Source organism: Pseudonocardia sp. 2-7, assembly GCF_056341085.1.
The window spans coordinates 2,142,562-2,165,590 of record NZ_CP094507.1 but is presented as its reverse complement, the minus strand read 5'-3'; the positions used below and the strand labels follow the sequence as shown (position 1 = coordinate 2,165,590).

Genomic DNA, 23,029 nt, shown 5'->3' with positions numbered 1-23,029 from the left:
CCCGGAGCCCGTCGTGCCCGGCGACCCATCCCCCGTCGCCCACGCCGGCCCGGGGCCCCGGTGCGGCGGCCCCGGTCGCCCGGGGGTCAGCGGCCGGGGACGCTCCCGTCGCGCCCGGTCCGGACCTGGTCGCGCCCGGCCCGCTTGGCCGCGTAGAGGGCGTGGTCGGCGACCTGCAGCAGCTCGTCGAGGGACTCGCCGTCGCCGCCGGTCACCGCGACCCCGACCGACACCGACAGGTCGCAGATGGTGATGCCGCCGCCCGGGCCGTCGACGTCCACGGCCAGCGAGCGGACGGTCCGCCGGATGCGCTCGGCCGCGTTGTGGGCGAGCTCGCGCCCCTCCGGCCCCACCGGCAGCCCGGCCAGCAGGACGACGAACTCCTCCCCGCCGAAGCGCCCGACCGGGTCGACCTCGCGGACCTGGGCCTTCAGCGTCCCGGCGACGGCGGAGAGCACCTCGTCGCCGGCGAGGTGGCCGTAGCCGTCGTTGACGGCCTTGAAGTGGTCCAGGTCGAGGATCAGCACCGCGACCGCACCGCGCTGGCGTCGCGCCCGGGCGAGCGCCCGGTGCGCCCGGCCCCGCCACGCGACGGCGGTCAGCAGGTTGGTCTTGGCGTCGGTGTTCGCCCGCTCCTCCAGCTGCCGGATCAGCACCGCCCGGTGCAGCACCAGCAGCGGCGGGAGGACCAGCAGCACGAGCAGCACCTGGCGCTGCACGGCGAGCGCGGCCAGCACCGCCAGACACAGCGTCGCGCCCTCCAGCACGTGGTCGTCCCAGTCCCCCACCAGACGTCGCCAGTCGGGGCGATACGGCGAGGACAGCGCCAGCGCGGTCGCGACGAGCAGCTGGTTGACCAGTCCGTAGACCGCCATGGCCAGCAGGAGCGACAGGTAGCCGACCACCCGGCTCCCGCCACCGACCCCCGCGGCCGCGGTGAGCGACTCGGACGGGACGAGGACCGAGGCGGCCATCGCGGCCAGCACGACGGTCGCGGTGGTGTAGGCGTGCCGGTACAACTGCGCCCCGGCGGGACGCCAGACCCGCCACCACAGGTGGCCGTAGACGGCCACGACCACCAGGCCCGCCACCCCCGGCGGCAGCAGCAGCGCGGCCGCGAAGGTCCAGACCGTCGACAGGTCGAAGTAGGAGACGTGTGCGACCCGCCGGCGCACCCGCTCGATGCCGGTCGCCAGCTCGGTGTGCACCGCGCCGAGCGCCGCCAGACCGAGTGCACCCAGCGCCAGCAGGCCGGTGTCGCGGTCCCACGGCAGCCGGGCCAGGTCGGCCACGACGAGCACCACGGCGGTGAGCTCGACGAGCACCAGCACGGCGAGCACCCGCGCCGGCAGGCCGCGGAAGGGCCAGCGGGGCCGTTCGGGGTCACCACCCCGGATCCCGGTCACGGACACCTACCCGAAAGGACGGGACCGATCAGCCCATCGCGTTCATGCGACACCGTCGATATCACCCGAATGGGTACAATGGTCGTCGGTTCGTCACAATGAGTGACGGAGCTGGCGGCGGTGACGCCATACCGGACGACAGGAGGTGACGTCGTGCGCAACCGAGGCTGGTGATCACCGGGAACGACGCGTGCCGGGGTCATGCGACCGCCCCCGGACCGGCCGACCGGAGCATCCGGAACGCACCGAGGGCGAGCACGATCCCCACCGCACCGAACACACCGAGCGCCGTCGCCGGAGCGGTCCACTCGGCCAGTACCCCGCCGGCGAGGACCGCGACCCCCTGGGTCGCCACGAGACCCGACGCGGCGACGCCCACGGCGCTCCCGCGGACCGCGCTCGGCGTGGCCCGCGCGAAGCCCGACTGGGCCGCGATCAGGCAGGCCGTGGCGCAGGCTCCCGAGACCGCCCAGAGTGCGACCGCCTGCCACAGGCCCGCCGCCAGCGGCGTCAGGGCGAGCGGCAGCGCCGCCCCGACGGCCAGCGGTACCAGGCCGCGCTCGCGCAGCCGGGCCGGCAGCACGTAGGCGACGACGAGGGCCCCGACCGCGCTGCCCGCCGGGTCGGCCGCCATCAGCAGCCCGGTCGCCGCCGGGCCCGCCCCGATCGCGACGGCGTAGGCCGCCGCCAGCGCCTCGGGCAGCACGAAGATGCCGAGCATCCAGGCCATCAGGGCCAGCGAGCGCCGCCGGGGGTGGCCGAACACGATCGGCAGGCCGGCCAGCGCCGTCCGCCACCAGGCGCCGTACCGGGCCGCCCACCGCATCGCCGACCCGGGCCCCGGCGCCGCCGCGAGCGCCGCGGCCGTCGCCGCCGACGGTCCGGCCGCGACCGCCGCGTGCCGGGACCGGACACCGAGGGCGAGGAGCACCGCCGAGCCGACGAACGTCGCGGCGTCGACCAGCAGCGCGCCGCGCGGGGTCAGCGTCGCGACGAGCAGACCGCCCCCCGCGAAGCCCGCCACCTGCGCCACCTGCACCGAGACCTGGCGCAGTGCCAGACCGCGGGCGAGCAGGTCGCCGGACAGCAGGTCGGGCAGCAGGGCCGAGCGGGCCGCGGTGTGCGGGCCGCCCAGCAGGACGACCAGCACCAGCAGCGGCCCCAGGACCGGCAGCCCGGGACCGGGCACGGCCATGGCGACGACGAGACCGGCCCGGACCAGGTCGGTCCCGATCAGCAGCCGGCGACGCGGCCACCGGTCGGCGAGGTGGCCGAGCAGCAGCCCGCCGAGCAGGGCGGGCAGGAAGGTCAGCGCGTAGACCCCCGCCGACCACGCGACCGAGCCGGTCTCGCTCAGCACCAGGACGGTCAGCGCGACCCGCGCGACCTGGTCGCCGGCGACCGACAGGACCTCCGCGGTCCACAGCGCGCGGAAGTCCGGGACGGAGAAGGGGCCGCGGACGCCGGCGGCGGGATCGGGGTCGCGAGGCTCGTCGCCTCGCGTCCCGGAGCCGCCGCGCTCGACCATCGGCGTGGGGTCCCTTCGGAGTCCGGCGTGGGTGGCCCGCTGCGGACCCGGCACCCGACCTCGGCACGGGGCCTACCACCTCGGCGTCGGCGGCGGGCAGGAGTTCCCGTCGAGCCTAGGTACCCCCCCGCCCGGTCGTCGCCCCCCATGATCCGCGTGAAGCCGGGCGGCGCAACGACGGCGGCGAACGGCGTATGAGCGGCGTCACAGGTCCCTGACGTGGGCCGTCCTCGACGGCAAACGGTCGACGGCAAGCGGTCGACGTGACCGTCGCACAACGGTCCGCACCGGGATCAGAGCAGGTCCGCGACGTGCGTCGTCTCGTTCACCGTCCGGACCTTGCGCATCCCGTCACGGGCGCACACCACCCGCGAGATCCCGACGTAGTCCAGCGGGAACGGCAGGTCCCGGCCGATACCCAGCACCTCGGCGAGATAGGCGTTGACCACGCCCGCGTGCGCGACGACGACCACCGTCGCCCGTCCCGGGTGGGCCGCGACGACCTCCTCGATCCCGGCGCACACCCGGGCCCGGAACGCGGCGCCGTCGACGTGCTCGGGCAGGTGCCCGGCCCGCATCCGCTCCCACGCCGCCGGGTCGGCCTGCGCCATCCGGGCGACCGGCACGTAGAGCGAGCGTTCGGCGTCGTACTCGCGCAGGTCGGAGCGGGTGTGCGGGGTGAGACCGCGCTCGCGCGCGAGCGGCTCGGCGGTCTGGACCGCGCGGAGCATCGTGCTGGTGTGCAGCGCGTCGACCGGGGTGCCGGCCAGCGCGTCGACCAGCCGGGCGGCCTGGTCCCGGCCCTGCGGCGCGAGGCCCGGGTCGGCGTGGGTGCCGTCGTCGTGCTCGACGGCCTCGGGCAGCGCGTGCCGGACGAGCAGCAGGTGCACCCGCTCAGCCCGGGACGTGCGCGTCGTGCCCGGCGGCCCGCAGCGCCGTGCGCAGGGCCTCGGCGTGCCCGTCCTGCTCGGCGCCGTCGACGGTGGCGGCCGCGTTCGCGAAGTCGAAGGCCCGCATGTCCCAGGCCGGGAACACGTGGACGTGCAGATGGGGCACCTCGAACCCGGCGACCAGCAGACCGACCCGGGGCGGCGACCAGATCTCGCGCACCGCGAGCCCGACTGTCCGCGACACCTCGGTGAGGTGGGCGACGAGCCCGGCGTCGGCGTCGACCCACTGGTCGATCTCCGCCCGCGGTACGACGAGCGTGTGCCCCGGGCCGAGCGGGTTGATCGACAGGAACCCGACGCACTGCTCGTCGGCCCAGACGAACCGGCCCGGGATCTCGCCGTTGATGATCTTCGTGAAGACGGTGGCCACGGAGCCGGACCCTAGTGGCCCGCGGCGCGGGGTGAGGAACGGCGGGCGCGGGGCCCCCGGCCGCCCTAGGATTTCGGGCATGCCCCGCACCATCGCCCGCAACGACCGCGTCGACCGGGACGAGCTGCTCGAGTTCATCCGTCCCCGGCACCACATGGTGCTGATGACCACCCGTTCCGACGGCGGTGTGCAGGCCTCCCCGGTCACCGGCGGCGTCGACGACGACGGACGCATCGTGATCGCCACCTACCCCGAGCGCGCCAAGTCGGCCAACGTCGCGAAGGCCGGCCGGGCCGCGGTCGTCGTGCTGAGCGAGGAGTTCGACGGCGCCTGGGTGCAGGTCGAGGGCGACGCCGAGCTCATCACGCTGCCGGACGCGCTCGAGCCGCTGGTCGACTACTTCCGTGCCGTCTCCGGCGAGCACCCGGACTGGGACGAGTACCGCCGCGCCATGTCCGACCAGGGGAAGGCCCTGATCCGCATCACCCCGGCCCGGTGGAGCCCGGTCGCCACCGGCGGCTTCCCCGCCCGGCTCGCCGACTCCTGACCGTTCCTGGGACGATCGACCGCCCCCGTCCGCAGCTGCTGCGGGACTCGGGGGTGATGTGGCGTGGACCGCTGACGGCCCCGCCCACCATGCGGCAACGGTGCCCGCCCGACACAGTGTGAGCGTGCCCCCGGTCTGCGGCCGGGGCGCGCGACGAGAGGACGCAGACCATGCAGGCCTGGCCCGGGCACGCCTATCCGTTGGGTGCCAGCTACGACGGCACCGGCACCAACTTCGCCCTGTTCTCCGAGGTCGCCGAGGGCGTGGAGCTGTGCCTGTTCGAACCCGCCCCGGGAGCCCCCGGCGGGCTCGCCGAGACCCGGGTGGCGCTGACCGAGGTCGACGGCTTCGTCTGGCACGGCTACCTGCCCGGCGTCGAGCCCGGCCAGCGCTACGGCTACCGGGTGCACGGCCCCTACGACCCCGCCCAGGGTCTGCGCTGCAACCCGAACAAGCTGGTCATCGACCCCTACGCCAAGGCCCTCGACGGCCCGGTCGACTGGGACGAGGCCGTGTTCGGCTACAACTTCGGCGACCCGGACTCGCGCAACGACACCGACTCGGCGCCGCACGTACCGAAGTCGGTCGTGGTCAACCCCTACTTCGACTGGGGCTCGGACCGCCCGCCGAAGATCCCCTACAACGAGACCGTCGTCTACGAGGCGCACGTCAAGGGCCTGACGATCCGGCACCCGGACGTCGAGGAGGACCTGCGGGGCACCTACTCCGGTGTCGCGCACCCGGCGATGATCGAGCACTACAAGCGGCTCGGGATCACCGCCGTCGAGCTCATGCCGGTGCACGAGTTCGTGCAGGACCACCACCTCACCGAGAAGGGCCTGTCGAACTACTGGGGCTACAACACGATCGGCTTCCTGGCCCCGCACCACGCCTACTCGGCGGGCTCGGTCCGGTCCGGGTCGCAGGTCGCGGAGTTCAAGGCGATGGTGCGCGACCTGCACGACGCGGGCATCGAGGTCATCCTCGACGTGGTCTACAACCACACCGCCGAGGGTTCGGACATGGGTCCGACGCTGTCCATGCGCGGCATCGACAACCACGCCTACTACCGGCTGGTCGACGACGACGCGCGCTACTACATGGACTACACCGGCACCGGGAACTCGCTCAACGTCCGCAACCCGCACACCCTGCAGCTGATCATGGACTCGCTGCGGTACTGGGTGACCGAGATGCACGTCGACGGCTTCCGCTTCGACCTGGCCTCGACCCTGGCCCGCGAGTTCTACGACGTCGACCGGCTCTCGACCTTCTTCGACCTCGTCCAGCAGGACCCGGTGATCTCGCAGGTCAAGCTGATCGCCGAGCCGTGGGACGTCGGGCCCGGCGGCTACCAGGTCGGCAACTTCCCGCCGCTCTGGACCGAGTGGAACGGCAAGTACCGCGACACGGTGCGCGACTTCTGGCGCGGCGAGGCCGGCACGCTCGGTGAGTTCGCGTCCCGGATCACCGGCAGCTCGGACCTCTACCAGGGCGACGGCCGCCGTCCCTACGCCTCGATCAACTTCGTGACCGCGCACGACGGGTTCACCCTGGCCGACCTCGTGTCCTACAACGAGAAGCACAACGAGGCCAACGGCGAGGACGGCAACGACGGCGAGAGCCACAACCGGTCCTGGAACTGCGGCGTCGAGGGTCCCACCGACGACGAGACCGTGGTCGAGCTGCGGGCCCGGCAGCAGCGCAACTTCCTGGCGACGCTGCTGCTCTCCCAGGGCACCCCGATGCTGCTGCACGGCGACGAGGCCGGGCGGACCCAGGGCGGCAACAACAACGTCTACTGCCAGGACAACGAGATCGCCTGGCAGGACTGGGAGCTCGCGGGCAAGCACGACGAGCTGACCACCTTCACCGCGGGCGTCGCCGCGCTGCGGCACGCGCACCCGGTGTTCCGCCGGCGCCGGTTCTTCGCGGGCCGTCCGATCGGCCGGTCGTCCACCAGCGAGGACGTCGCCGACATCGGCTGGTTCACCCCGGCCGGGCGGGAGATGACCGAGGAGGACTGGGACAACGACCTGGGCCGCTCGGTGGTCGTGTTCCTCAACGGCAGCCAGATCGCCGACGTCGACCAGCGCGGCCAGCGGATCGTCGACGACTCGTTCCTGCTGTGCTTCAACTCCTTCTGGGAGGACATCGACACCACGCTGCCGCCCGTCGAGTTCGGGCAGGCGTGGGAGGTCGTCGTCGACACCCACTCGGGCGAGGTGCACCCGCCGAACGCCGCCGGCGTCACCGGGACCGACCTCGACCCGGTGTCCGCGGGCTCGGTGCTGACCCTGCCCGCCCGTTCCCTGCTCGTCCTGCGATCGAAGGGCTGAGGCGTGACCCGCCTTCCGGGATCGACCTACCGGCTGCAGCTGTCGGCCGACCAGACCTTCGCCGACGCCGCCGCGCTGACCGGCTACCTGGACCGGCTGGGGATCGGGGCGCTCTACGCCTCGCCGCTGCTGGAGTCCACGGCCGGATCCACCCACGGCTACGACGTGACCGACCCGACCCGGGTGTCGGGTGAGCGCGGTGGTGAGCAGGGGCTGCGGTCGTTGCTCGCGACGCTGCGCGAGCACGGGCTGACGATGCTGATCGACATCGTCCCCAACCACGTCGGCGTCGCGAAGCCCGCGGAGAACCCGTGGTGGTGGGACGTGCTCACGCACGGCGAGGCGTCCCGGTGGGCGGGCCACTTCGACGTCGACTGGGGCGCCGGGCCGATCCTGCTGCCGGTGCTCGACGCCGACGAGGAGAAGGCGCTCACCGAGCTCTCGGTGACCGACGGCGAGCTGCGCTACTACGAGCACCGCTTCCCGGTCGCGCCCGGGACCGGCGAGGGGACCGCGCAGGAGGTGCACGACCGCCAGCACTACCGGCTCGTGTCCTGGCGGCGCGGCGCCGCGGAGCTGACCTACCGGCGGTTCTTCGACGTCAGCGACCTCGCCGCGGTCCGGGTCGAGGACCCGGCGGTGTTCGCCGACGCCCACCGCACGGTGCTCGACATCGTGCGCTCCGACGACACCGTCGTCGGGCTGCGGGTGGACCACCCCGACGGCCTGTCCGACCCGGGCGGCTACGCGCGCCGGCTGCGCGCCGAGCTCGGCCCGGGCCGGTGGCTGCTCGTCGAGAAGATCCTCGGGGTCGGCGAGGAGCTCCCGATCTCCTGGCCGGTCGACGGCACCACCGGCTACGAGGCGCTGCGCGAGGTCTGCGGGGTGCTCGTCGACCCGGACGGGGCGGGGCTGCTCACCCAGTTCGCCGCCGAGCACACCGGGGAGAAGCGCTCCGCGCACGCCGTCGAGGACGACGGCCGCCACCTCGTCGTCCGGGAGATCCTGGTCGCGGAGGTGCGCCGGATCGCCGACGCCTTCCGCGCGGGACCCGGCGCCGACTCCGGCACCACCGGGCTCGACCTGGCCGACGTCGCCGCCGAGGACCTGCACGACGCGGTCGCCGAGCTGCTGTGCGGGTTCCCGGTCTACCGCTCCTACCTCACCCCGGAGATCACCGAGGGCCGGGCGGCCGCCGACACCGCGGTCGCGGTGGCGCGCACCCGTCGCCCCGACCTGGCCGCGGTGCTGGGTGCGCTGCACTCCGGGCTGGTCCGCGAGCCCGGGTCGGACTACGCGACCCGACTGCAGCAGACCTCCGGGATGGTCACCGCGAAGGGCGTCGAGGACACCGCCTTCTACCGGTACAACCGGCTCGTCGCGCTGAACGAGGTCGGGGGCGACCCGGCCCGCTTCGGGGTGACGCCCGGGGAGTTCCACGCCGGACTCGCCCGCCGGGAGGCCGGACGGTCGCGCACCATGACCTCGCTGTCCACGCACGACACGAAGCGCTCCGAGGACGTCCGGGCGCGGCTCGCCGTACTCGCCGAGCGTCCCGCGTCGTGGGCGGCGAAGGTCCGCGAGTGGTCGGTGCGCCACCCGCTGCCGGACCGGTCGCTGGAGCTGCTGGCCTGGCAGTCGCTGGTCGGGGCGTGGCCGATCCCGGCCGACCGGCTCGCGGGCTACCTCGGCAAGGCCTCCAAGGAGGCCAAGCTGGTGACCTCGCACATCGACGCCGTCTCCGAGGTCGACGAGGCGGTCGCGGCCTGGCCGGAGCAGGTCCTCGCCGACACCGAGCTCGTCGCAGAGATCGAGGCCTTCGTCGCGGAGATCGCCGAGCCCGGCTGGTCGAACTCGCTGTCCCAGAAGCTGCTGCAGATGGCCGGCCCCGGCGTGCCGGACGTCTACCAGGGCACCGAGCTGTTCGAGTACTCGCTGGTCGACCCGGACAACCGGCGCCCGGTCGACTGGGACGCGCGGCGCGCGATCCTGGAGCGTCTCGACGCCGGCGAGCAGCCACCGGTCGACGGAGGCGGTGCGGCGAAGCTGCTGGTCACCTCGGCGACGGCGCGGCTGCGGCGGTTCCGCCCGGAGCTGTTCAGCGGCTACGGCCGGGTCGACGCCCAGGGCACCGCGGCGGAGCACGCCGTCGCGTTCTCCCGCGGCGGGGGCGCGCTCGTCGCCGTCGCGACCCGGCTGCCCGAGGGGCTGGCCCTCCGCGGCGGGTGGGGCGACACCCGGCTGCCGCTGCCCGGCGGCTTCGACGACTGGCACGACATGATCGCGAACCGCCCGGTGGACGGTCCCGCACCCGCCCTGTCGGACCTGCTCTCGCGCTACCCGGTCGCGCTGCTGGTGCGCCCGGCCTGACCCGGCACCGCCCACCCTCCGGGCGGTCCCCAGGGGAACCTTCGTAGCGCTCTACGCCACGAAGGTTCCCCTGGGGGCACCCGTGGCGGGGGTCAGGGCTCGTCGACGACGTGCACGGCGGCCTCCTCGGCCGAGGCACCGGCCCCGTCGATCCCGGCGTCGCCCGCGACGAGGTCCTTCTCGCCGCCGTCGCTGCCGTCGACGCTCGCGTCGTCGATCGTGAGGCGACCGGCGCGGCGGTCGCCCACCTCGTCGTCGGCGAGCAGCTCGCCGTCGGTGCCCGGGGCGTCCCCGAGCAGGTCGCCGGTGGCGTCGTCGACGTCGGAGAAGTCCTCGCGGGAGTCCGGGTCGCCGACCACCCCGGCCGACCGGGCGTCGTCGCGGTCCTCCGCGTCGGCGGTCGCGTCGAGCTCGGACGCCCAGGTGTCGGGCTCCTCGTCGGCGAGGCGCTCGTCGAGGGTCTCGTCGTCGCGGTCGTTCCAGGGCCGCTCGGGCGGTGAGTAGCCCTCGTCGAGCACGTCGGTGACGCCGCCGTACTCGAGGGTGTCCTCGGGCTGCAGCTGCGCGTCGGAGTCGAGGTCGTCACCGGAGTCGGGGTCGCTCATCACAGCAGCGTAGCGACGCGTGAGCCGACCCACCCCCGCCGGACGCGCCACGCGCCGCAAGGTGCGGAAGGATCGGCGTCCGTGACGGAGTTCGCCGTGTGGGCCCCCGACAGGAACCGCGTCAGCGTGCTGGTGGGTGAGCAGCGGATCGCGCTCGACCCCGCCCCGGGGGGCTGGTGGCACACGGACCAGCCCGACCACGGGCACGGGACCGACTACGCGTTCCTGCTCGACGACGACGCCACGCCGCTGCCCGACCCCCGCTCCCGCTGGCAGCCGAAGGGGGTGCACCAGCGCTCCCGCGTCTACGACCACGACGCGTTCTGGTGGACCGACGACACCTGGACCGGCCGCGCGCTGGCCGGGTCGGTGCTCTACGAGTGCCACATCGGCACCTTCACCGACGGCGGCACGTTCGACTCCGCGATCGGCCGGCTCGACCACCTGGTCTCGCTCGGGATCGACCTGGTCGAGGTGCTGCCGGTCAACGCCGTCGACGGCCCGGTGAACTGGGGCTACGACGGCGTCGGCTGGTACGCCGTCACCGAGAACTACGGCGGCCCCGACGCCTTCAAGCGCTTCGTCGACGCCTGCCACGCGCGCGGCCTGGGCGTGGTCCTCGACGTCGTCTACAACCACCTCGGGCCGTCCGGGGCCTACCTCGACCGGTTCGGACCGTACTTCGCCGGCTCCAACATCTGGGGCCCGTCGCTGAACCTCGACGCCGCGGGCTCCGACGAGGTCCGCCGCTACATGATCGACAACGCGCTGATGTGGCTGCGCGACTTCCACGTCGACGGGCTGCGCATCGACGCCGTCCACGCGCTGCGCGACACCCGCGCCCAGCACGTGCTGGAGCAGCTCGCCGTCGAGGTGACCGCGCTGGAGGCACACGTCGGCCGCCCGCTGTCGCTGATCGCCGAGTCCGACCTCAACGACCCGAGGATGATCACCGCCCGGGAGGGCGGCGGCCACGGCCTCGACGCCCAGTGGGCCGACGACGTCCACCACTGCCTGCACACCGTGCTCACCGGCGAGTCCCAGGGCTACTACGGCGACTTCGCCGAGGCGGGCCTCGACGGGCTCGCGCACGTGCTCACCCGCGGGTTCCTGCACGAGGGCACCTGGTCGTCGTTCCGGCGGCGCAGCCACGGCGCCCCGATCGACACCGCCCGCATCCCCGGCTCGCGGCTGGTCACCTACCTGCAGAACCACGACCAGATCGGCAACCGCGCCACCGGCGACCGGCTCACCCACACGCTGTCCCCCGGCCTGCTGGCCTGCGGCGCGGCGCTGCTGTTCACCTCCGGGTTCACCCCGATGCTGTTCATGGGCGAGGAATGGGGCGCGCGGACGCCGTGGCAGTTCTTCTCCCGCTTCGGCGACCCGGGCCTGCAGAAGGCCGTCCGCGACGGCCGTCGCGCCGAGTTCGCCGACCACGGCTGGGACGACGCCGCCGAGGTGCCCGACCCGAACGCCGAGTCCACCTTCACCGACTCCCGGCTCGACTGGTCCGAGCCCGAGCAGGAGCCGCACGCGACGCTGCTGCGGATGCACCGCGAGCTCATCGCGCTGCGCCGCGCCTGGCCGGAGCTGTCGGACCCGTGGCTGGACCGGATCGGCGTCGACGTCCACGAGCAGGCGCGCACGCTCGTCGTCGCCCGCGGGCGGATGCGGGTGGTGGTGAACCTCGGTCCGGAGCCGGTCACGCTGTCGCTCGGGTCGGAGATCACCCGGATCCTCCTGGCGTCCGAGCCGACGACGAGTGACGGCTCCTCGTTCACCGTTCCGGCGGAGGCATTCGCCATCTGCCGCGTGGCGGAGTAGCGAGAGCCTCTCGCGTCACCCGTCCGAGTGCCCTCGTTCACCTGTTCGCCGGACACGTGACACCGCCGGGCCACACGAGACTGCGAGGGTCTGCGAGGTCGCGACGGTGCGATCCCGCGTTCGCCCCTGCGACAGACGTGAGGTCACGTGACGTCCACCCCCACCCGGTCCGCCTCGACGCCGACGGCGCCGGGTACGGCCTCGCACCCCCCGCCGCGGCGACGGCGACGCTTCACCGCCCGGGACCGGCACGACTTCTGGGTGTTCCTCGCCCTGGTGCTGCCCAACGCCGCGCTGATCGTCGCCTTCGCCTACCGCCCGGTCATCGAGAACGTCCGGTACTCGCTGCTGAACTGGACCCTCGGGTCACCGTCGGCGACGTTCGTGGGACTCGGGAACTACGTCACGTTCCTGACCTCGCCCTCGTCGGCGGAGATCGTCGGGACGACGCTGGTGTTCACCGTCGTGACCGTCGGCGGGTCGATGGTGCTGGGTCTGCTGATCGCGCTGGCGCTCAACCGGCGGGTGCCGGGGACCGGCGTCGCGCGGGCCGCGGTGTTCTCCCCGTACGTGCTGTCCGGGGTCGGTGTCGGGCTGGTGTGGCTGTTCGTGTTCGACCCGTCGATCGGGGTGCTCGGCGCGGTCGTCCGGGCCTTCGGCGGGACCGCACCGGACTTCTTCAACGACCCGTCGATGTCCCTGGCGATGATCTGCATCGTCTACGTCTGGAAGAACATGGGCTACGCCGCGGTGATCTACCTGGCGGGCCTGCAGTCGATCCCGAAGGACCTCCTGGAGGCCGCGGCGCTGGACGGGGCGTCGTCGACGCGGACGTTCTTCCGGGTGGTGCTGCCGCTGCTCTCACCGGTCACGTTCTTCCTGGTCGTGACCAGCGCGCTGAACTCGCTGCAGGCCTTCGACCTGATCCGGATCATGACCCCGCTCGGCCAGGGCACGACCACGCTGATCTACGAGGCCTACCTGCAGGCGTTCGGGTCGAGCAACCGGGCCGGCTACTCGGCGGCGGTGTCGACGGTGCTGTTCGTGGTGCTGGTGGTCTTCACCCTGGTCCAGCTGCGGTGGATGGAACGGCGGGTGCACTACGCATGACCACCACCGCTCCGGAGCCCCGGTCGTCCCGCGCGCTGTCGCCGCGGGCCCTGTTCGAGGTCGTGACCAGCGCCTACGTCCCGCTGCTGGTCGCCGTGCTCGTCGTGCTGTTCCCGCTGCTGTGGATGACGCTGTCGTCGTTCAAACCGCTGACCGAGATCATCACCCAGACCCCGGCGCTGCTGCCCGCCGCGCCGACGACGGAGAACTACTCCACCGTCGCCGAGCGCCTGCCGTTCGGCCGGGTGTTCCTCAATTCGGTACTGGTCACCGCGGTCGGTGCCGCGCTCAAGGTGGCGCTGGCCGTGTTCACCGCCTACGGGCTGGTGTTCGTCCGCTTCCCGTTCAAGAACTGGATCTTCGCCGGGCTGCTGGTGACGCTGATGGTGCCGCCGCAGGTGGCGCTGCTGCCGAACTACACGCTGATCACCGCGCTCGGTGGCGCGGACACCTACTGGGGCATCATCCTGCCCGGTCTCGGGACGGCGTTCGGCACGTTCCTGCTGCGCCAGCACTTCCGCACGCTGCCGCCGAGCCTGCTCGAGGCCGCGGAGCTCGACGGCGCCGGGCACTGGCGCCGGCTCACCCGGGTCGTCCTGCCGGTGTCCGCGCCGACCGTCGCCACCGTCGCGCTGATCACCATCGTCTACGAGTGGAACGACTACCTCTGGCCGCTCGTGATCATCTCGAAGCCGGAGATGATGACGCTGCCGGTCGGGCTCACCCTGCTGGCCAACGTGGACAACCGGGCCGCGGCCTACGGCCAGCTCATGGCCGGGTCGGTCGCCGTCATCGTGCCGGTCCTGATCGTCTTCATCGCGCTGCAGCGCCACATCATCGCCGGGCTGACCCAGGGTGCGGTCAAGGACTGAGACCGCTCCCCGCTCCTCCTCCCACCCCGAAAGGACGCCAGCTGCCATGCATCTCGACCGTCGCGGATTCCTGAAGTTCGCCGGCATCACCGGCGCCGCCGCGGCGCTGGCCGCCTGCGGTGGCCCCTCCACCAGCGGCGGCGGGCCCGCCGACGTCCCGGAGGTCGACTACTCCGGCGTGCAGCCGGCGAAGGAGATCACCTGGTGGACGAACAACCCGGGCAGCTCGGAGAAGGTGTCGCGGCAGATCATCGACGCCTACCAGCGGGCCAACCCGGGCACGAAGGTCAACCTGGTGACCGCGGGCGCAAACTACGAGGAGATCGCGCAGCGCTTCCAGACCGCACAGGCCGGCGGCGGCTCCCAGCTGCCCGACCTCGTCGTGCTCTCCGACGTCTGGTGGTTCCGCTACTACATGCAGCGCTCCATCGTGCCGATGGACCCGCTGATCGCCGCGACCGGCATCGACACCGCCGACTACCGGCAGCAGCTGATCGAGGACTACCGCTACGACGGCAAGCTCTGGGCGCTGCCCTGGGCCCGCTCGACGCCGATCTTCTACTACAACAAGGCGCACTGGCAGAAGGCAGGCCTGCCCGACCGCGCGCCCGCGACCTGGGCCGAGATGGCCGAGTGGGGGCCGAAGCTGCAGGCCGCGGGCACCGGTGCGCAGAAGGCGTACCAGCTCCCCGCCCTGGCCGACTACGCCGGCTGGTCGTTCCAGAACAACCTCTGGGGCGAGGGCGGTGCGTGGTCGGACGAGTGGGACGTCACCTGCGACTCCCCCGAGGCGGTCCGCGCGGTCTCGGCCCTGCAGAACGCGGTGACCTCGGGCTGGGCCGGCGTCGCCGCCACCGACGGCACCACCGACCTGGGGGCCGGGGCGGTCTCGGCGACGGTCGGCTCCACCGGCTCGCTGGTCACCGTGCTCGACGCGGCCCGGTTCGACGTCGGCGCGGGCTTCCTGCCCGCGGGCCCGGTCGCCGGGCCGGTGTGCCCGACCGGCGGCGCGGGGCTCGGGATCCCGGCCGGGGTCCCGCCGGAGCGCCAGCTCGCCGCGGCGGCGTTCGCGAAGTTCCTGACCAGCCCGGAGAACACCGTGCTGTTCTCCCAGGCCACCGGCTACCTGCCGCTCCGGACCTCGGCCGACACCGGCCCGCTGCTCGCCGAGACCCCGCTGCGCAAGATCGCCATCGACCAGCTCGACCGGACCCGCACCCAGGACCGGGCACGCGCGTTCTTCCCGGGCGCCGACCAGGAGATCGCACGGACCTGTGCCAACATCCTCAACCAGCGGGCCGACGTGCAGGGCGAGCTCACCACCCTCAAGGGCACGCTGACCCGGATCTTCGACACCGACGTGAAGCCCAACATCTGATGGCGGGACGCTGACATGGCAACGGTCACCTACGACTCGGCGACGCGGATCTACCCCGGGTCGGACACCCCCGCCGTCGACGGGCTGGACCTGGAGATCGCCGACGGCGAGTTCCTCGTGCTCGTCGGGCCCTCCGGCTGCGGGAAGTCGACGTCGCTGCGGATGCTCGCGGGCCTGGAGGACGTCGACGCCGGCGCCATCCGGATCGGCGACCGCGACGTCACCGACGTCCGGCCCAAGGACCGCGACATCGCGATGGTGTTCCAGAACTACGCGCTCTACCCGCACATGACGGTCGCCGCGAACATGGGCTTCGCGCTGACCAACGCGGGCCGCCCGAAGGACGAGATCGCCCGCCGCGTCGCCGAGGCGGCCAAGATCCTCGACCTGGAGGGGCTGCTGGACCGCAAGCCGCGTGCCCTGTCGGGCGGGCAGCGTCAGCGGGTCGCGATGGGCCGGGCCATCGTGCGCGAGCCCGCCGTGTTCTGCATGGACGAGCCCCTGTCCAACCTGGACGCGAAGCTGCGGGTGTCCACCCGCACCCAGATCGCGTCGCTGCAGCGGCGCCTGGGTGTCACCACCGTCTACGTCACCCACGATCAGGTGGAGGCGATGACGATGGGCGACCGCGTCGCGGTGCTCTCGGGCGGGGTGCTGCAGCAGTGCGCCACCCCGCGGGAGCTCTACGAGCGGCCGGTGAACGCCTTCGTCGCCGGGTTCGTGGGGTCGCCGGCGATGAACCTGGTGACGGTGCCGGTGGACGGCTCCGGGCAGGTCGCCCTGGGTGGGGCACAGATCGCGGTGCCGGCCTCGACGTCGGGCACGGTCACGGTCGGGATCCGGCCGGAGGACCTGCGCCCGGCCGGGGCCGGGGACGGGCTGGAGGTGACCGTCGACGTCGTCGAGGAGCTGGGTGCCGACGCCTACGTCTACGGCACCCTCACCGAGGACGTGGGACACGACGGGGCCGGGACGACGCTCGTCGCCCGGGTCGACGCGCGCACCCCGCCGGAGCGCGGGACCCGGCTGCGGCTGGTCCCCGACCCGGACCGCACCCACCTTTTCGACGGCGGCACCGGCGCCCGCCTGGGGTGACCCGGCCTGCCGCCGCCGGTCGTGCCGCGCAGCGTGGTGATCCGCAGCCCGCGTCATGATCCGCTCGGCGCGCGTGTCCGGACGCGCGCGCGGCGCGGATCACCGCGCGGATCGGCGATCACCGGTGAGCGCACCGCGGCCCCGCACCCGTGACGGGTGCGGGGCCGCGGTCCGTGTGCGGTCGGCTCAGATGAGGCCGAGCTTGGCGACGGTGTCGCGCTCCTCGACCAGCTCCGCGACGCTCGCGTCGATCCTCCCGCGGGAGAACTCGTCGATCTCCAGGCCCTGGACGATCTTCCACTCGCCGTTCTCGGAGGTGACCGGGAACGAGGAGATGATGCCCTCGGGGACGCCGTAGGAGCCGTCCGACGGGATCGCGGCGGAGGTCCAGTCGCCGGCCGGGGTGCCGTTGACCCAGTCGTGGACGTGGTCGATGGCGGCGTTCGCGGCCGACGCGGCCGAGGACGCGCCCCGGGCCTCGATGATCGCGGCACCGCGCTTGGCGACGGTCGGGATGAAGTCGTTCTCCAGCCACTCCCGCTCGACCTGCTCGGCGGCGATCTTGCCGCCGACCTCGGCGTGGAAGAGGTCCGGGTACTGGGTGGCCGAGTGGTTGCCCCAGATCGTGAGCTTGCTGATCTCGTCGAGGCCGACGCCGAGCTTCGTCGACAGCTGCGCCAGCGCGCGGTTGTGGTCGAGGCGGGTCATCGCGGTGAACCGGTCCGCCGGCACGTCCGGCGCCGAGGCCTGGGCGATCAGGGCGTTGGTGTTGGCCGGGTTCCCGACGACCAGGACGCGCACGTCGTCCGCGGCACCGGCGTTGATCGCCTTGCCCTGCGGGCCGAAGATGCCGCCGTTGGCCTCGAGCAGGTCGCCCCGCTCCATCCCCTTGCTGCGGGGACGGGCGCCGACGAGCAGCGCGACGTTGGTGCCGGAGAACGCGGCGTTCGCGTCGTCGAAGATGTCGATGCCGCGCAGCAGCGGGAAGGCGCAGTCGTCGAGCTCCATCGCGGTGCCCTCGGCGGCCTTCACGGCCTGCGGGATCTCCAGCAGGTTCAGCTTCACCGGGGTGTCGGGCCCCAGCAGCTGCCCGGAGGCGATCCGGAAGAGCAGCGCGTAACCGATCTGGCCAGCGGCTCCGGTGACGGTAACGGTAACGGGGGTAGCAGACACGCCACGGACCCTAGCCCTGATCGCGCCCGCGTACCGCGACGGGGAGCACACCCACCGCCACGCGTGGCGGGAACCACACCGCCGGTAGCGTAGGGCGTGATGCGTGACGTCCCGGTGACCGGTCGTGCACCGGCGCCGGACCTGGCCCGCGGCGCGGCGCTGCTGCTGATCGCCGTCGCGAACGCCCACACCTTCGTCACCCACCGCGGCATCGGGGTGCGTGCCTACCCGCTCGACCCGACCGGCGTCGACGCCTGGCTCGCCGCGGCGCAGCTCACCCTGGTCGACGGCCGGGCCTATCCGCTGTTCGCGCTGCTGTTCGGCTACGGCATCGCCGGGCTCGCCCGCCGTGCGGCCCGCGACGGTGCCGGGCCCGACCAGGTCCTGGCCCTGGTGCGTCGCCGGGGCGGGGCGCTGTTCGCCGTCGGAGCCGCGCACGCGGTGCTGCTGTGGCACGGGGACTTCGTCGCCGCCTACGGGCTGATCGCGGTGGTCCTCGCGCCGGTACTGGTCCGTGGGTCGACCGCGGTGCTGGTGCTCACCGGGGTGGCCGCGACGACGCTGCTGGCGCTGCTCTACGCCCCCGTCGCGCTGACCCGGTCCGACGCGGCGTCGGCGTCGCCCTCGCTGGTCGCGCCGGACGTGCTGTCGGCGGCGGTGGAGCGGTTCGGCGAGTGGTTGTTCGGCAACCTGCTGATCAGCGCGGTCGGGCTCCTCGGCGCGGCGGTCGCGGGGGTCCTCGTCGCCCGCGCCGGGTGGCTCGACGCCCCGGCCCGGCACCGGCGGGCGCTGCGCCGGGTCGCCGTCGCGGGGATCGGGGCCGGGGTCGTGGGCGGCGTGCCGCTGGGGCTGGTCGCCGCCGGGGTGTGGGCGCCGTCGGAGCCGGTGGCGCTCGTGGTCGGGGTGCTGCACGCGGTGACCGGCTACGCGGCCGGGGCCGGGTACGCGGCCGCCGCGGCGCTGGTGGTGGCCCGGGGGTCGGCGACCCGGCCGGTCGCGGGCGCGCTGGTGGCGCTCGGGCGACGGTCGCTGAGCGGGTACCTGGCGCAGTCGGTGGTGTTCGTCGGCCTGTTCCCGGCGTGGACGCTGGGGCTGGGGGCCGGTCTGCCGTTGTGGGCGGCGACGCTCTGCGGGGCCGGGGTGTGGCTGCTGACCGTCGTCGCGGCGGTGGTGGCCCGGCAGCGCGGACGGCGCGGGCCCGCGGAGGTGCTGCTGCGACGGCTGACCTACGGCCCCGCGCCCGCCGCGGCCCGCTGACCCGGTCCACCCGGGCCGGCGTCGACGGCCGCGGGGCCGCGGCCCGCCTCGCTACCCTCGCCGCATGAGCGGCACCCGCGGCGACGGCACCCACGGCGACCGGGCGGACGACGGCCGGGACGGCGGCGCCGCCGTTCCGGGCTCCGGGCCGGACGGTCCGCCGCCCGCGTGGCAGGGCGCGACCGGCTGGTCCGGGGTGGACCCGCTGCCGTCCGGGTCCGCGGAGGTCGGGCCGCACGCCCCGCTGCCCGGCGCGCCGCCGTACCCGCCGGGCACCGAGCCCGAGCGGGCCGCGGTCGCCGACCGGCCGGCGGCGCTCCCGCGGCCGGCCGCGGTGCTGCCCCGGTGCCTGGCCGCGACGGCCGGCTGGGTCGCGGTGGCACTGCTGCTCGCGCTGGCCACCGGGGTCGCGTCCTGGCCGCTGCGCGGCGTCGCCCTGCTCGTCCCCTGGGGGCTCGCCGCCGTCGCACTGGTGTTCCCGGCCCGGCGCGGCGTGGGGCCCGGCGGGCTGGTCGCCCTGGCGTTCGCCCCGTTCTGGCTGGTCCACGCGTTCCTGGTCGGCCTGCTCGGCTGGTGAGCCGGATCAGCTCGCGGGCGGGACGTTGACGTTGCGGTGGAAGACGTTGTCCGGGTCGTAGACCGCCTTGACCGCAGCGAGCCGTGCATAGTTGGGGCCATAGGTGGCGCGGACCCGACCGGCGTCGTCGCCCATCATCGAGTTGACGTACACGCCGGCGCCGAGCGCGTGCGGGGCCATCGCCGCGGCCAGGCCCCGGACCCACTCCCGCTCCGCGGCGAGGCCCTGCGGGTCGGTGGTGAGCCCGACCGCGAACAGCCCGAGCCGCGGGCTGCGGCCGCCGCCGAACGCGGTCGCGTCGTCGTCGACGGCGGAGAAGGCGCCGTCGAGGGTGTACAGGTGCACGACCGACATCGGCGAGACCTTCCGCGCGACGTGCGCGGCGAGGTCCTCGACGGCCGCGTCGGTCAGCGACGGCAGGAAGCAGCCCTTCTCGTAGCAGTGCACGCCCCAGCCGTTGGGCTCGTCGAACATCTGCTGCAGCGCCGTCCAGGGCATCGGGGTGCAGAACTCGAACAGCCGGTCCGGCAGCGTCGCGCGGAGCAGGTCGTGCACCTGCTCCGCGTCCGGGTCCGGGACGGCTCCGGTGGTGCCGACGACCATCACCGCCCATCCGGGACGCAGGCGCACCTCCTCCGGGACGAACGGGGCGGGCGGTGCGTTCACGGCGACGATCTGAAACCCGACCGTCGACGGCAGCCGCCCGATCGCGTCGCGGGCGGCGCGCAGCAGGGCCGGCCCGTCGTCGAGGCCGCAGAAGAACATCCCGACCGACACGAGCGGGCCGACCGGTACCGCCGTGAACTCGAACTCGGTGACGATGCCGCAGTTGCCGCCCCCGCCGCGCAGCGCCCAGAACAGGTCGGGGTGCTCGTCGGCGGCGGCCCGCACGACCCGGCCGTCGGCGAGCACGACCTGCGCCGACACCAGGTGGTCGACGGTCAGCCCGGCCCGCCGGGTCAGCCAGCCCATGCCACCGCCGAGGGTCAGCCCGCCGACACCGGTGTGCCCGATCTCCCCGGCCGGGACCGCGAGCCCGTGCTCCTGGGTGGCGGCGTCCATCCCGCTCAGCAGGGCGCCACCGCCCACCCGCACCCGGCGGGCGTCCGGGTCGACGACGACGGCGTCGAGGTCACCCAGGTCGATCACCAGGGCGCCGTCCCCCGCGCTGTGCCCGGCGGAGTTGTGGGCGCCACCGCGGACGGCGACCTCGAGCCCGGACCTCCGGGCGTGGTCGAGGGCGGTCACGACGTCCTCCACGTCGGCGCAGCGGACCAGGACGGCAGGTCGCTGGTCGATCGCGGCGTTCCAGACCCGCCGCGCGGCGTCGTAGCCGGGGTCGGCGGGTCCGAGGACGGGGCCCCGCACCCGGGCGCGGAGGAGGGCGACGTGGTCGACGGTGGCGGTCATGGCGGTTCCCCCGGATCTGCGGGTCGACGGACGACGGCGGTCCACCGTGTCCCCCGTCACAGCCGCTGTCACGGTCCCGACCCGGATTTCGTCACGGTTGACGACGGCGGACCGGACCCGCGCCACGAATGGCGCACGTCGCTGCGGCGCGCAATGATGCCCGTCACGCCACCGAAGGAGGCCCCCGTGGACGGTCACGACCCGCAGGTGCTGATGATGGCCGACGTCGCCGACCGGTGGGTGGTGCGCTGCGACTGCGGGTGCGGGGTCCTCACCGAGTACGCCACCCGGGAGGAGGCCGACGAGGCGGCGGAGCAGGCCCGCGCCGAGGCCGGTCCCCCGGCGGCGAGCGAGGAGGTCGTCGACGACGCCGGGCGGGCCCCCGAACGGATCTGACCGCCGGGGGCACCCGGGTCAGTCCCGGCGCCGCGAGGTGATCACTCCGGTGTCGAACCCGGCCAGGTGCAGTCCACCGGCGAACCGCGCGTGCTCGACCTTGAGGCAGCGGTCCATGACGACGGTCAGGCCCGCGCTCTCGGCGCGGCGGGCCAGGTCCTCGTCGAACAGCCCGAACTGCAGCCAGAACGTCGACGGGACCGGGTCGAGGGCGAGGGCCTCGTCGAGCACGCCGCCGAGGTCCTCGGGCCGCCGGAACACGTCGACCAGGTCGGGCGTCACCGGGAGCTCCGCGAGCGAGGGGTACACCGGGCGCCCGAGGATCGTGGTCGCGTTCGGGTTGACGAAGTACACCTCGAACCCGGTCGAGGCCAGCAGGTAGGTGGCGACGAAGTTGCTGGCCCGGGCCGGGTTGGGGCTCGCCCCGACGACGGCGACGGTGCGGGTGTCGCGCAGGATCTGCTGCCGCCGCCACGCGGGCGGGTTCTCCCAGGTCACGCGGTCTGCTTCTGCGAGGCGGTGAGGGCCTGGTCGAGGTCCCAGACGATGTCGTCCGGGTCCTCCAGCCCGACCGAGATCCGGATCATGTCCTCGGGGACGCCGGCGTGCTCCAGCTGCTCGGTGGTCAGCTGCTGGTGGGTGGTGGACCCGGGGTGCAGGACGAGGGTGCGGGCGTCGCCGACGTTGGCGAGGTGGCTGCACAGCTGCACCGACTCGATGAACCGCGCCCCGGCGGCCCGGCCACCGCGCACCCCGAACGCGAACACTGCACCCGGCCCCGCGAGCAGGTACCGGCGAGCCCGCTCGTGGTGGCGGTGCGACGGCAGCCCGGGATAGGTCACGTACTCCACCCGCGGGTCGGCCTCGAGCCACTCGGCGACCTTCTGCGCGTTCGCGACGTGGGACTCCATCCGCTGCGGCAGCGTCTCGACACCCTGCATCAGCAGGAACGCCGAGTGCGCGGACAGCGTGGCGCCGACGTCGCGCAGCTGCTCGGCACGCAGCTTGGTGAGGAACCCGAGCTCCTGGAAGTTGCCCCACCAGGTGAGCCCGCCGTAGGACGGGACCGGCTCGGTCATACCGGGGAAGCGGCCGTTGCCCCAGTCGAAGCGGCCGGACTCGATCACGACGCCGCCGAGGGTGGTGCCGTGCCCGCCGAGGAACTTCGTCACCGAGTGGATCACGATGTCCGCGCCGTGCTCCAGCGGTCGGCACAGGTACGGCGTCGCCAGCGTCGCGTCGATGATCAGCGGGAGCCCGGCCGCGTGCGCGATTTCGGCGAGCCCGGCGATGTCGGCGACCTCGCCGCCCGGGTTGGACACGACCTCGGCGAAGACGAACTTGGTGTTGTCGCGGATCGCGGCGGCGTAGTCGGCCGGGTCGGTGCCCGGCACGAAGGTCGTGTCGACGCCGAAGCGGCGCAGCGTCACGTCGAGCTGGGTGATGGTGCCGCCGTACAGCCCGGCCGCGGCGACGGCGTGGTCCCCCGCCCCGGCGAGCGCGGCGAAGGTGAGGAACTCGGCGGCCTGCCCGCTGGCCGTGCACACCGCGCCGATGCCCCCGTCGAGGCTGGCCAGGCGTTCCTCCAACGCCGACACCGTCGGGTTGGCGATCCGGGAGTAGATCAGCCCGTACTTCTGCAGCGCGAACAGCGCCGCGGCGTCGTCGGTGTCGCGGAAGACGTAGCTGGTCGTCTGGTGGATCGGCACCGCCCGGGAACCGGTCGCGGCGTCCGGCACCGTCCCCGCGTGCACGGCCCGGGTGCGGAAGCCCCAGGCCCGGTCCTGCTGATCATCGCGCTCGCTCACACCCCCCATCC

The 23,029-nt window shown here is 73.8% G+C and carries 20 protein-coding genes; 11 read left to right on the top strand and 9 right to left on the bottom strand.

The window, feature by feature from the left end:
- Positions 1–86: 86 nt before the first annotated feature.
- The 4 genes from MTO91_RS10695 to MTO91_RS10680 form a co-directional block, all read right to left on the bottom strand.
- Positions 87–1,406: a GGDEF domain-containing protein gene (locus MTO91_RS10695; RefSeq protein ID WP_405417862.1), complete on the bottom strand. Its 1,320-nt coding sequence runs from the start codon at positions 1,404–1,406 to the stop codon at positions 87–89.
- 199 nt (positions 1,407–1,605) lie between these two features.
- A complete protein-coding gene (locus MTO91_RS10690) occupies positions 1,606–2,934 on the bottom strand; it encodes an MFS transporter (RefSeq protein ID WP_476654412.1) in 1,329 nt (442 codons plus the stop codon).
- A 293-nt stretch (positions 2,935–3,227) separates the two neighbouring features.
- Complete coding sequence (locus tag MTO91_RS10685; RefSeq protein ID WP_476654411.1) at positions 3,228–3,824, bottom strand: histidine phosphatase family protein; 597 nt, start codon at positions 3,822–3,824, stop codon at positions 3,228–3,230.
- 4 nt (positions 3,825–3,828) lie between these two features.
- Positions 3,829–4,254: an HIT family protein gene (locus MTO91_RS10680; RefSeq protein ID WP_062402348.1), complete on the bottom strand. Its 426-nt coding sequence runs from the start codon at positions 4,252–4,254 to the stop codon at positions 3,829–3,831.
- 79 nt (positions 4,255–4,333) lie between these two features.
- Here MTO91_RS10680 and MTO91_RS10675 point away from each other — a divergent pair, with 79 nt between their 5' ends.
- The 3 genes from MTO91_RS10675 (at position 4,334) to treY (ending at position 9,510) form a co-directional block, all read left to right on the top strand.
- On the top strand, positions 4,334–4,801 hold the full coding sequence (locus MTO91_RS10675) for a PPOX class F420-dependent oxidoreductase (protein WP_405417869.1): 468 nt from the start codon (positions 4,334–4,336) through the stop codon (positions 4,799–4,801).
- A gap of 170 nt (positions 4,802–4,971) precedes the next feature.
- Positions 4,972–7,140: a glycogen debranching protein GlgX gene (gene glgX, locus MTO91_RS10670; protein WP_476654410.1), complete on the top strand. Its 2,169-nt coding sequence runs from the start codon at positions 4,972–4,974 to the stop codon at positions 7,138–7,140.
- A 3-nt stretch (positions 7,141–7,143) separates the two neighbouring features.
- Entirely contained in the window at positions 7,144–9,510 is a 2,367-nt protein-coding gene (gene treY / locus MTO91_RS10665; RefSeq protein WP_476654409.1) for a malto-oligosyltrehalose synthase, read from the top strand.
- A gap of 92 nt (positions 9,511–9,602) precedes the next feature.
- On the opposite strand, the gene MTO91_RS10660 is transcribed toward treY, so the two are convergent.
- On the bottom strand, positions 9,603–10,115 hold the full coding sequence (locus MTO91_RS10660; protein WP_405417875.1) for a DUF5709 domain-containing protein: 513 nt from the start codon (positions 10,113–10,115) through the stop codon (positions 9,603–9,605).
- An 81-nt stretch (positions 10,116–10,196) separates the two neighbouring features.
- Between MTO91_RS10660 and treZ the strand changes: the two genes are divergently transcribed.
- The 5 genes from treZ to MTO91_RS10635 all read left to right on the top strand — a co-directional run bounded on the left by treZ (position 10,197) and on the right by MTO91_RS10635 (position 16,397).
- Positions 10,197–11,942, top strand: coding sequence for a malto-oligosyltrehalose trehalohydrolase (gene treZ / locus MTO91_RS10655; RefSeq protein ID WP_476654408.1), 1,746 nt, complete (start codon positions 10,197–10,199; stop codon positions 11,940–11,942).
- 147 nt (positions 11,943–12,089) lie between these two features.
- Complete coding sequence (locus MTO91_RS10650) at positions 12,090–13,052, top strand: carbohydrate ABC transporter permease (RefSeq protein ID WP_476654407.1); 963 nt, start codon at positions 12,090–12,092, stop codon at positions 13,050–13,052.
- Positions 13,049–13,924, top strand: coding sequence for a carbohydrate ABC transporter permease (locus MTO91_RS10645; RefSeq protein WP_202416725.1), 876 nt, complete (start codon positions 13,049–13,051; stop codon positions 13,922–13,924). The genes MTO91_RS10650 and MTO91_RS10645 overlap by 4 nt, the downstream gene beginning before the upstream one ends.
- Positions 13,925–13,970: 46 nt before the next feature.
- A complete protein-coding gene (locus tag MTO91_RS10640; RefSeq protein ID WP_405417881.1) occupies positions 13,971–15,302 on the top strand; it encodes an ABC transporter substrate-binding protein in 1,332 nt (443 codons plus the stop codon).
- A 15-nt stretch (positions 15,303–15,317) separates the two neighbouring features.
- A complete protein-coding gene (locus tag MTO91_RS10635) occupies positions 15,318–16,397 on the top strand; it encodes an ABC transporter ATP-binding protein (RefSeq protein WP_405417883.1) in 1,080 nt (359 codons plus the stop codon).
- Between the two features lie 186 nt (positions 16,398–16,583).
- Here MTO91_RS10635 and MTO91_RS10630 read toward each other — a convergent pair whose 3' ends face one another.
- Positions 16,584–17,570, bottom strand: coding sequence for a malate dehydrogenase (locus MTO91_RS10630; protein WP_405417885.1), 987 nt, complete (start codon positions 17,568–17,570; stop codon positions 16,584–16,586).
- Between the two features lie 99 nt (positions 17,571–17,669).
- On the opposite strand from MTO91_RS10630, the gene MTO91_RS10625 reads away from it, so the two are divergent.
- Together MTO91_RS10625 and MTO91_RS10620 are read left to right on the top strand one after the other, a co-directional pair.
- A complete protein-coding gene (locus tag MTO91_RS10625; protein ID WP_476654406.1) occupies positions 17,670–18,827 on the top strand; it encodes a DUF418 domain-containing protein in 1,158 nt (385 codons plus the stop codon).
- A gap of 64 nt (positions 18,828–18,891) precedes the next feature.
- Positions 18,892–19,404, top strand: coding sequence for a hypothetical protein (locus MTO91_RS10620; RefSeq protein ID WP_337826283.1), 513 nt, complete (start codon positions 18,892–18,894; stop codon positions 19,402–19,404).
- A 6-nt stretch (positions 19,405–19,410) separates the two neighbouring features.
- On the opposite strand, the gene MTO91_RS10615 is transcribed toward MTO91_RS10620, so the two are convergent.
- Positions 19,411–20,814, bottom strand: coding sequence for an FAD-binding oxidoreductase (locus MTO91_RS10615; RefSeq protein WP_476654405.1), 1,404 nt, complete (start codon positions 20,812–20,814; stop codon positions 19,411–19,413).
- Between the two features lie 186 nt (positions 20,815–21,000).
- Between MTO91_RS10615 and MTO91_RS10610 the strand changes: the two genes are divergently transcribed.
- The gene (locus MTO91_RS10610) at positions 21,001–21,210 is read left to right on the top strand and encodes a hypothetical protein (protein WP_073573867.1); all 210 of its coding nucleotides are present in this window, start codon (positions 21,001–21,003) and stop codon (positions 21,208–21,210) included.
- 18 nt (positions 21,211–21,228) lie between these two features.
- Here the strand turns inward: MTO91_RS10610 and MTO91_RS10605 are convergent, their stop codons facing one another.
- Together MTO91_RS10605 and MTO91_RS10600 are read right to left on the bottom strand one after the other, a co-directional pair.
- A complete protein-coding gene (locus tag MTO91_RS10605; protein ID WP_073573868.1) occupies positions 21,229–21,708 on the bottom strand; it encodes a CoA-binding protein in 480 nt (159 codons plus the stop codon).
- Complete coding sequence (locus MTO91_RS10600; protein ID WP_476654404.1) at positions 21,705–23,018, bottom strand: O-acetylhomoserine aminocarboxypropyltransferase/cysteine synthase family protein; 1,314 nt, start codon at positions 23,016–23,018, stop codon at positions 21,705–21,707. Before MTO91_RS10600 ends, MTO91_RS10605 begins: the two co-directional genes overlap by 4 nt.
- Between the last annotated feature and the right edge of the window lie 11 nt (positions 23,019–23,029).

What these genes read in the sequence shown, in the direction of transcription:
- MTO91_RS10690 (WP_476654412.1), bottom strand. Translation starts at nt 2,934, where the DNA reads ATGGTCGAGCGCGGCGGCTCCGGGACGCGAGGCGACGAGCCTCGCGAC.
- MTO91_RS10625 (WP_476654406.1), top strand. Translation starts at nt 17,670, where the DNA reads ATGCGTGACGTCCCGGTGACCGGTCGTGCACCGGCGCCGGACCTGGCC.
- MTO91_RS10635 (WP_405417883.1), top strand. Translation starts at nt 15,318, where the DNA reads ATGGCAACGGTCACCTACGACTCGGCGACGCGGATCTACCCCGGGTCG.
- MTO91_RS10675 (WP_405417869.1), top strand. Translation starts at nt 4,334, where the DNA reads ATGCCCCGCACCATCGCCCGCAACGACCGCGTCGACCGGGACGAGCTG.
- MTO91_RS10660 (WP_405417875.1), bottom strand. Translation starts at nt 10,115, where the DNA reads ATGAGCGACCCCGACTCCGGTGACGACCTCGACTCCGACGCGCAGCTG.
- MTO91_RS10615 (WP_476654405.1), bottom strand. Translation starts at nt 20,814, where the DNA reads ATGACCGCCACCGTCGACCACGTCGCCCTCCTCCGCGCCCGGGTGCGG.
- MTO91_RS10620 (WP_337826283.1), top strand. Translation starts at nt 18,892, where the DNA reads ATGAGCGGCACCCGCGGCGACGGCACCCACGGCGACCGGGCGGACGAC.
- glgX (WP_476654410.1), top strand. Translation starts at nt 4,972, where the DNA reads ATGCAGGCCTGGCCCGGGCACGCCTATCCGTTGGGTGCCAGCTACGAC.
- MTO91_RS10645 (WP_202416725.1), top strand. Translation starts at nt 13,049, where the DNA reads ATGACCACCACCGCTCCGGAGCCCCGGTCGTCCCGCGCGCTGTCGCCG.
- MTO91_RS10640 (WP_405417881.1), top strand. Translation starts at nt 13,971, where the DNA reads ATGCATCTCGACCGTCGCGGATTCCTGAAGTTCGCCGGCATCACCGGC.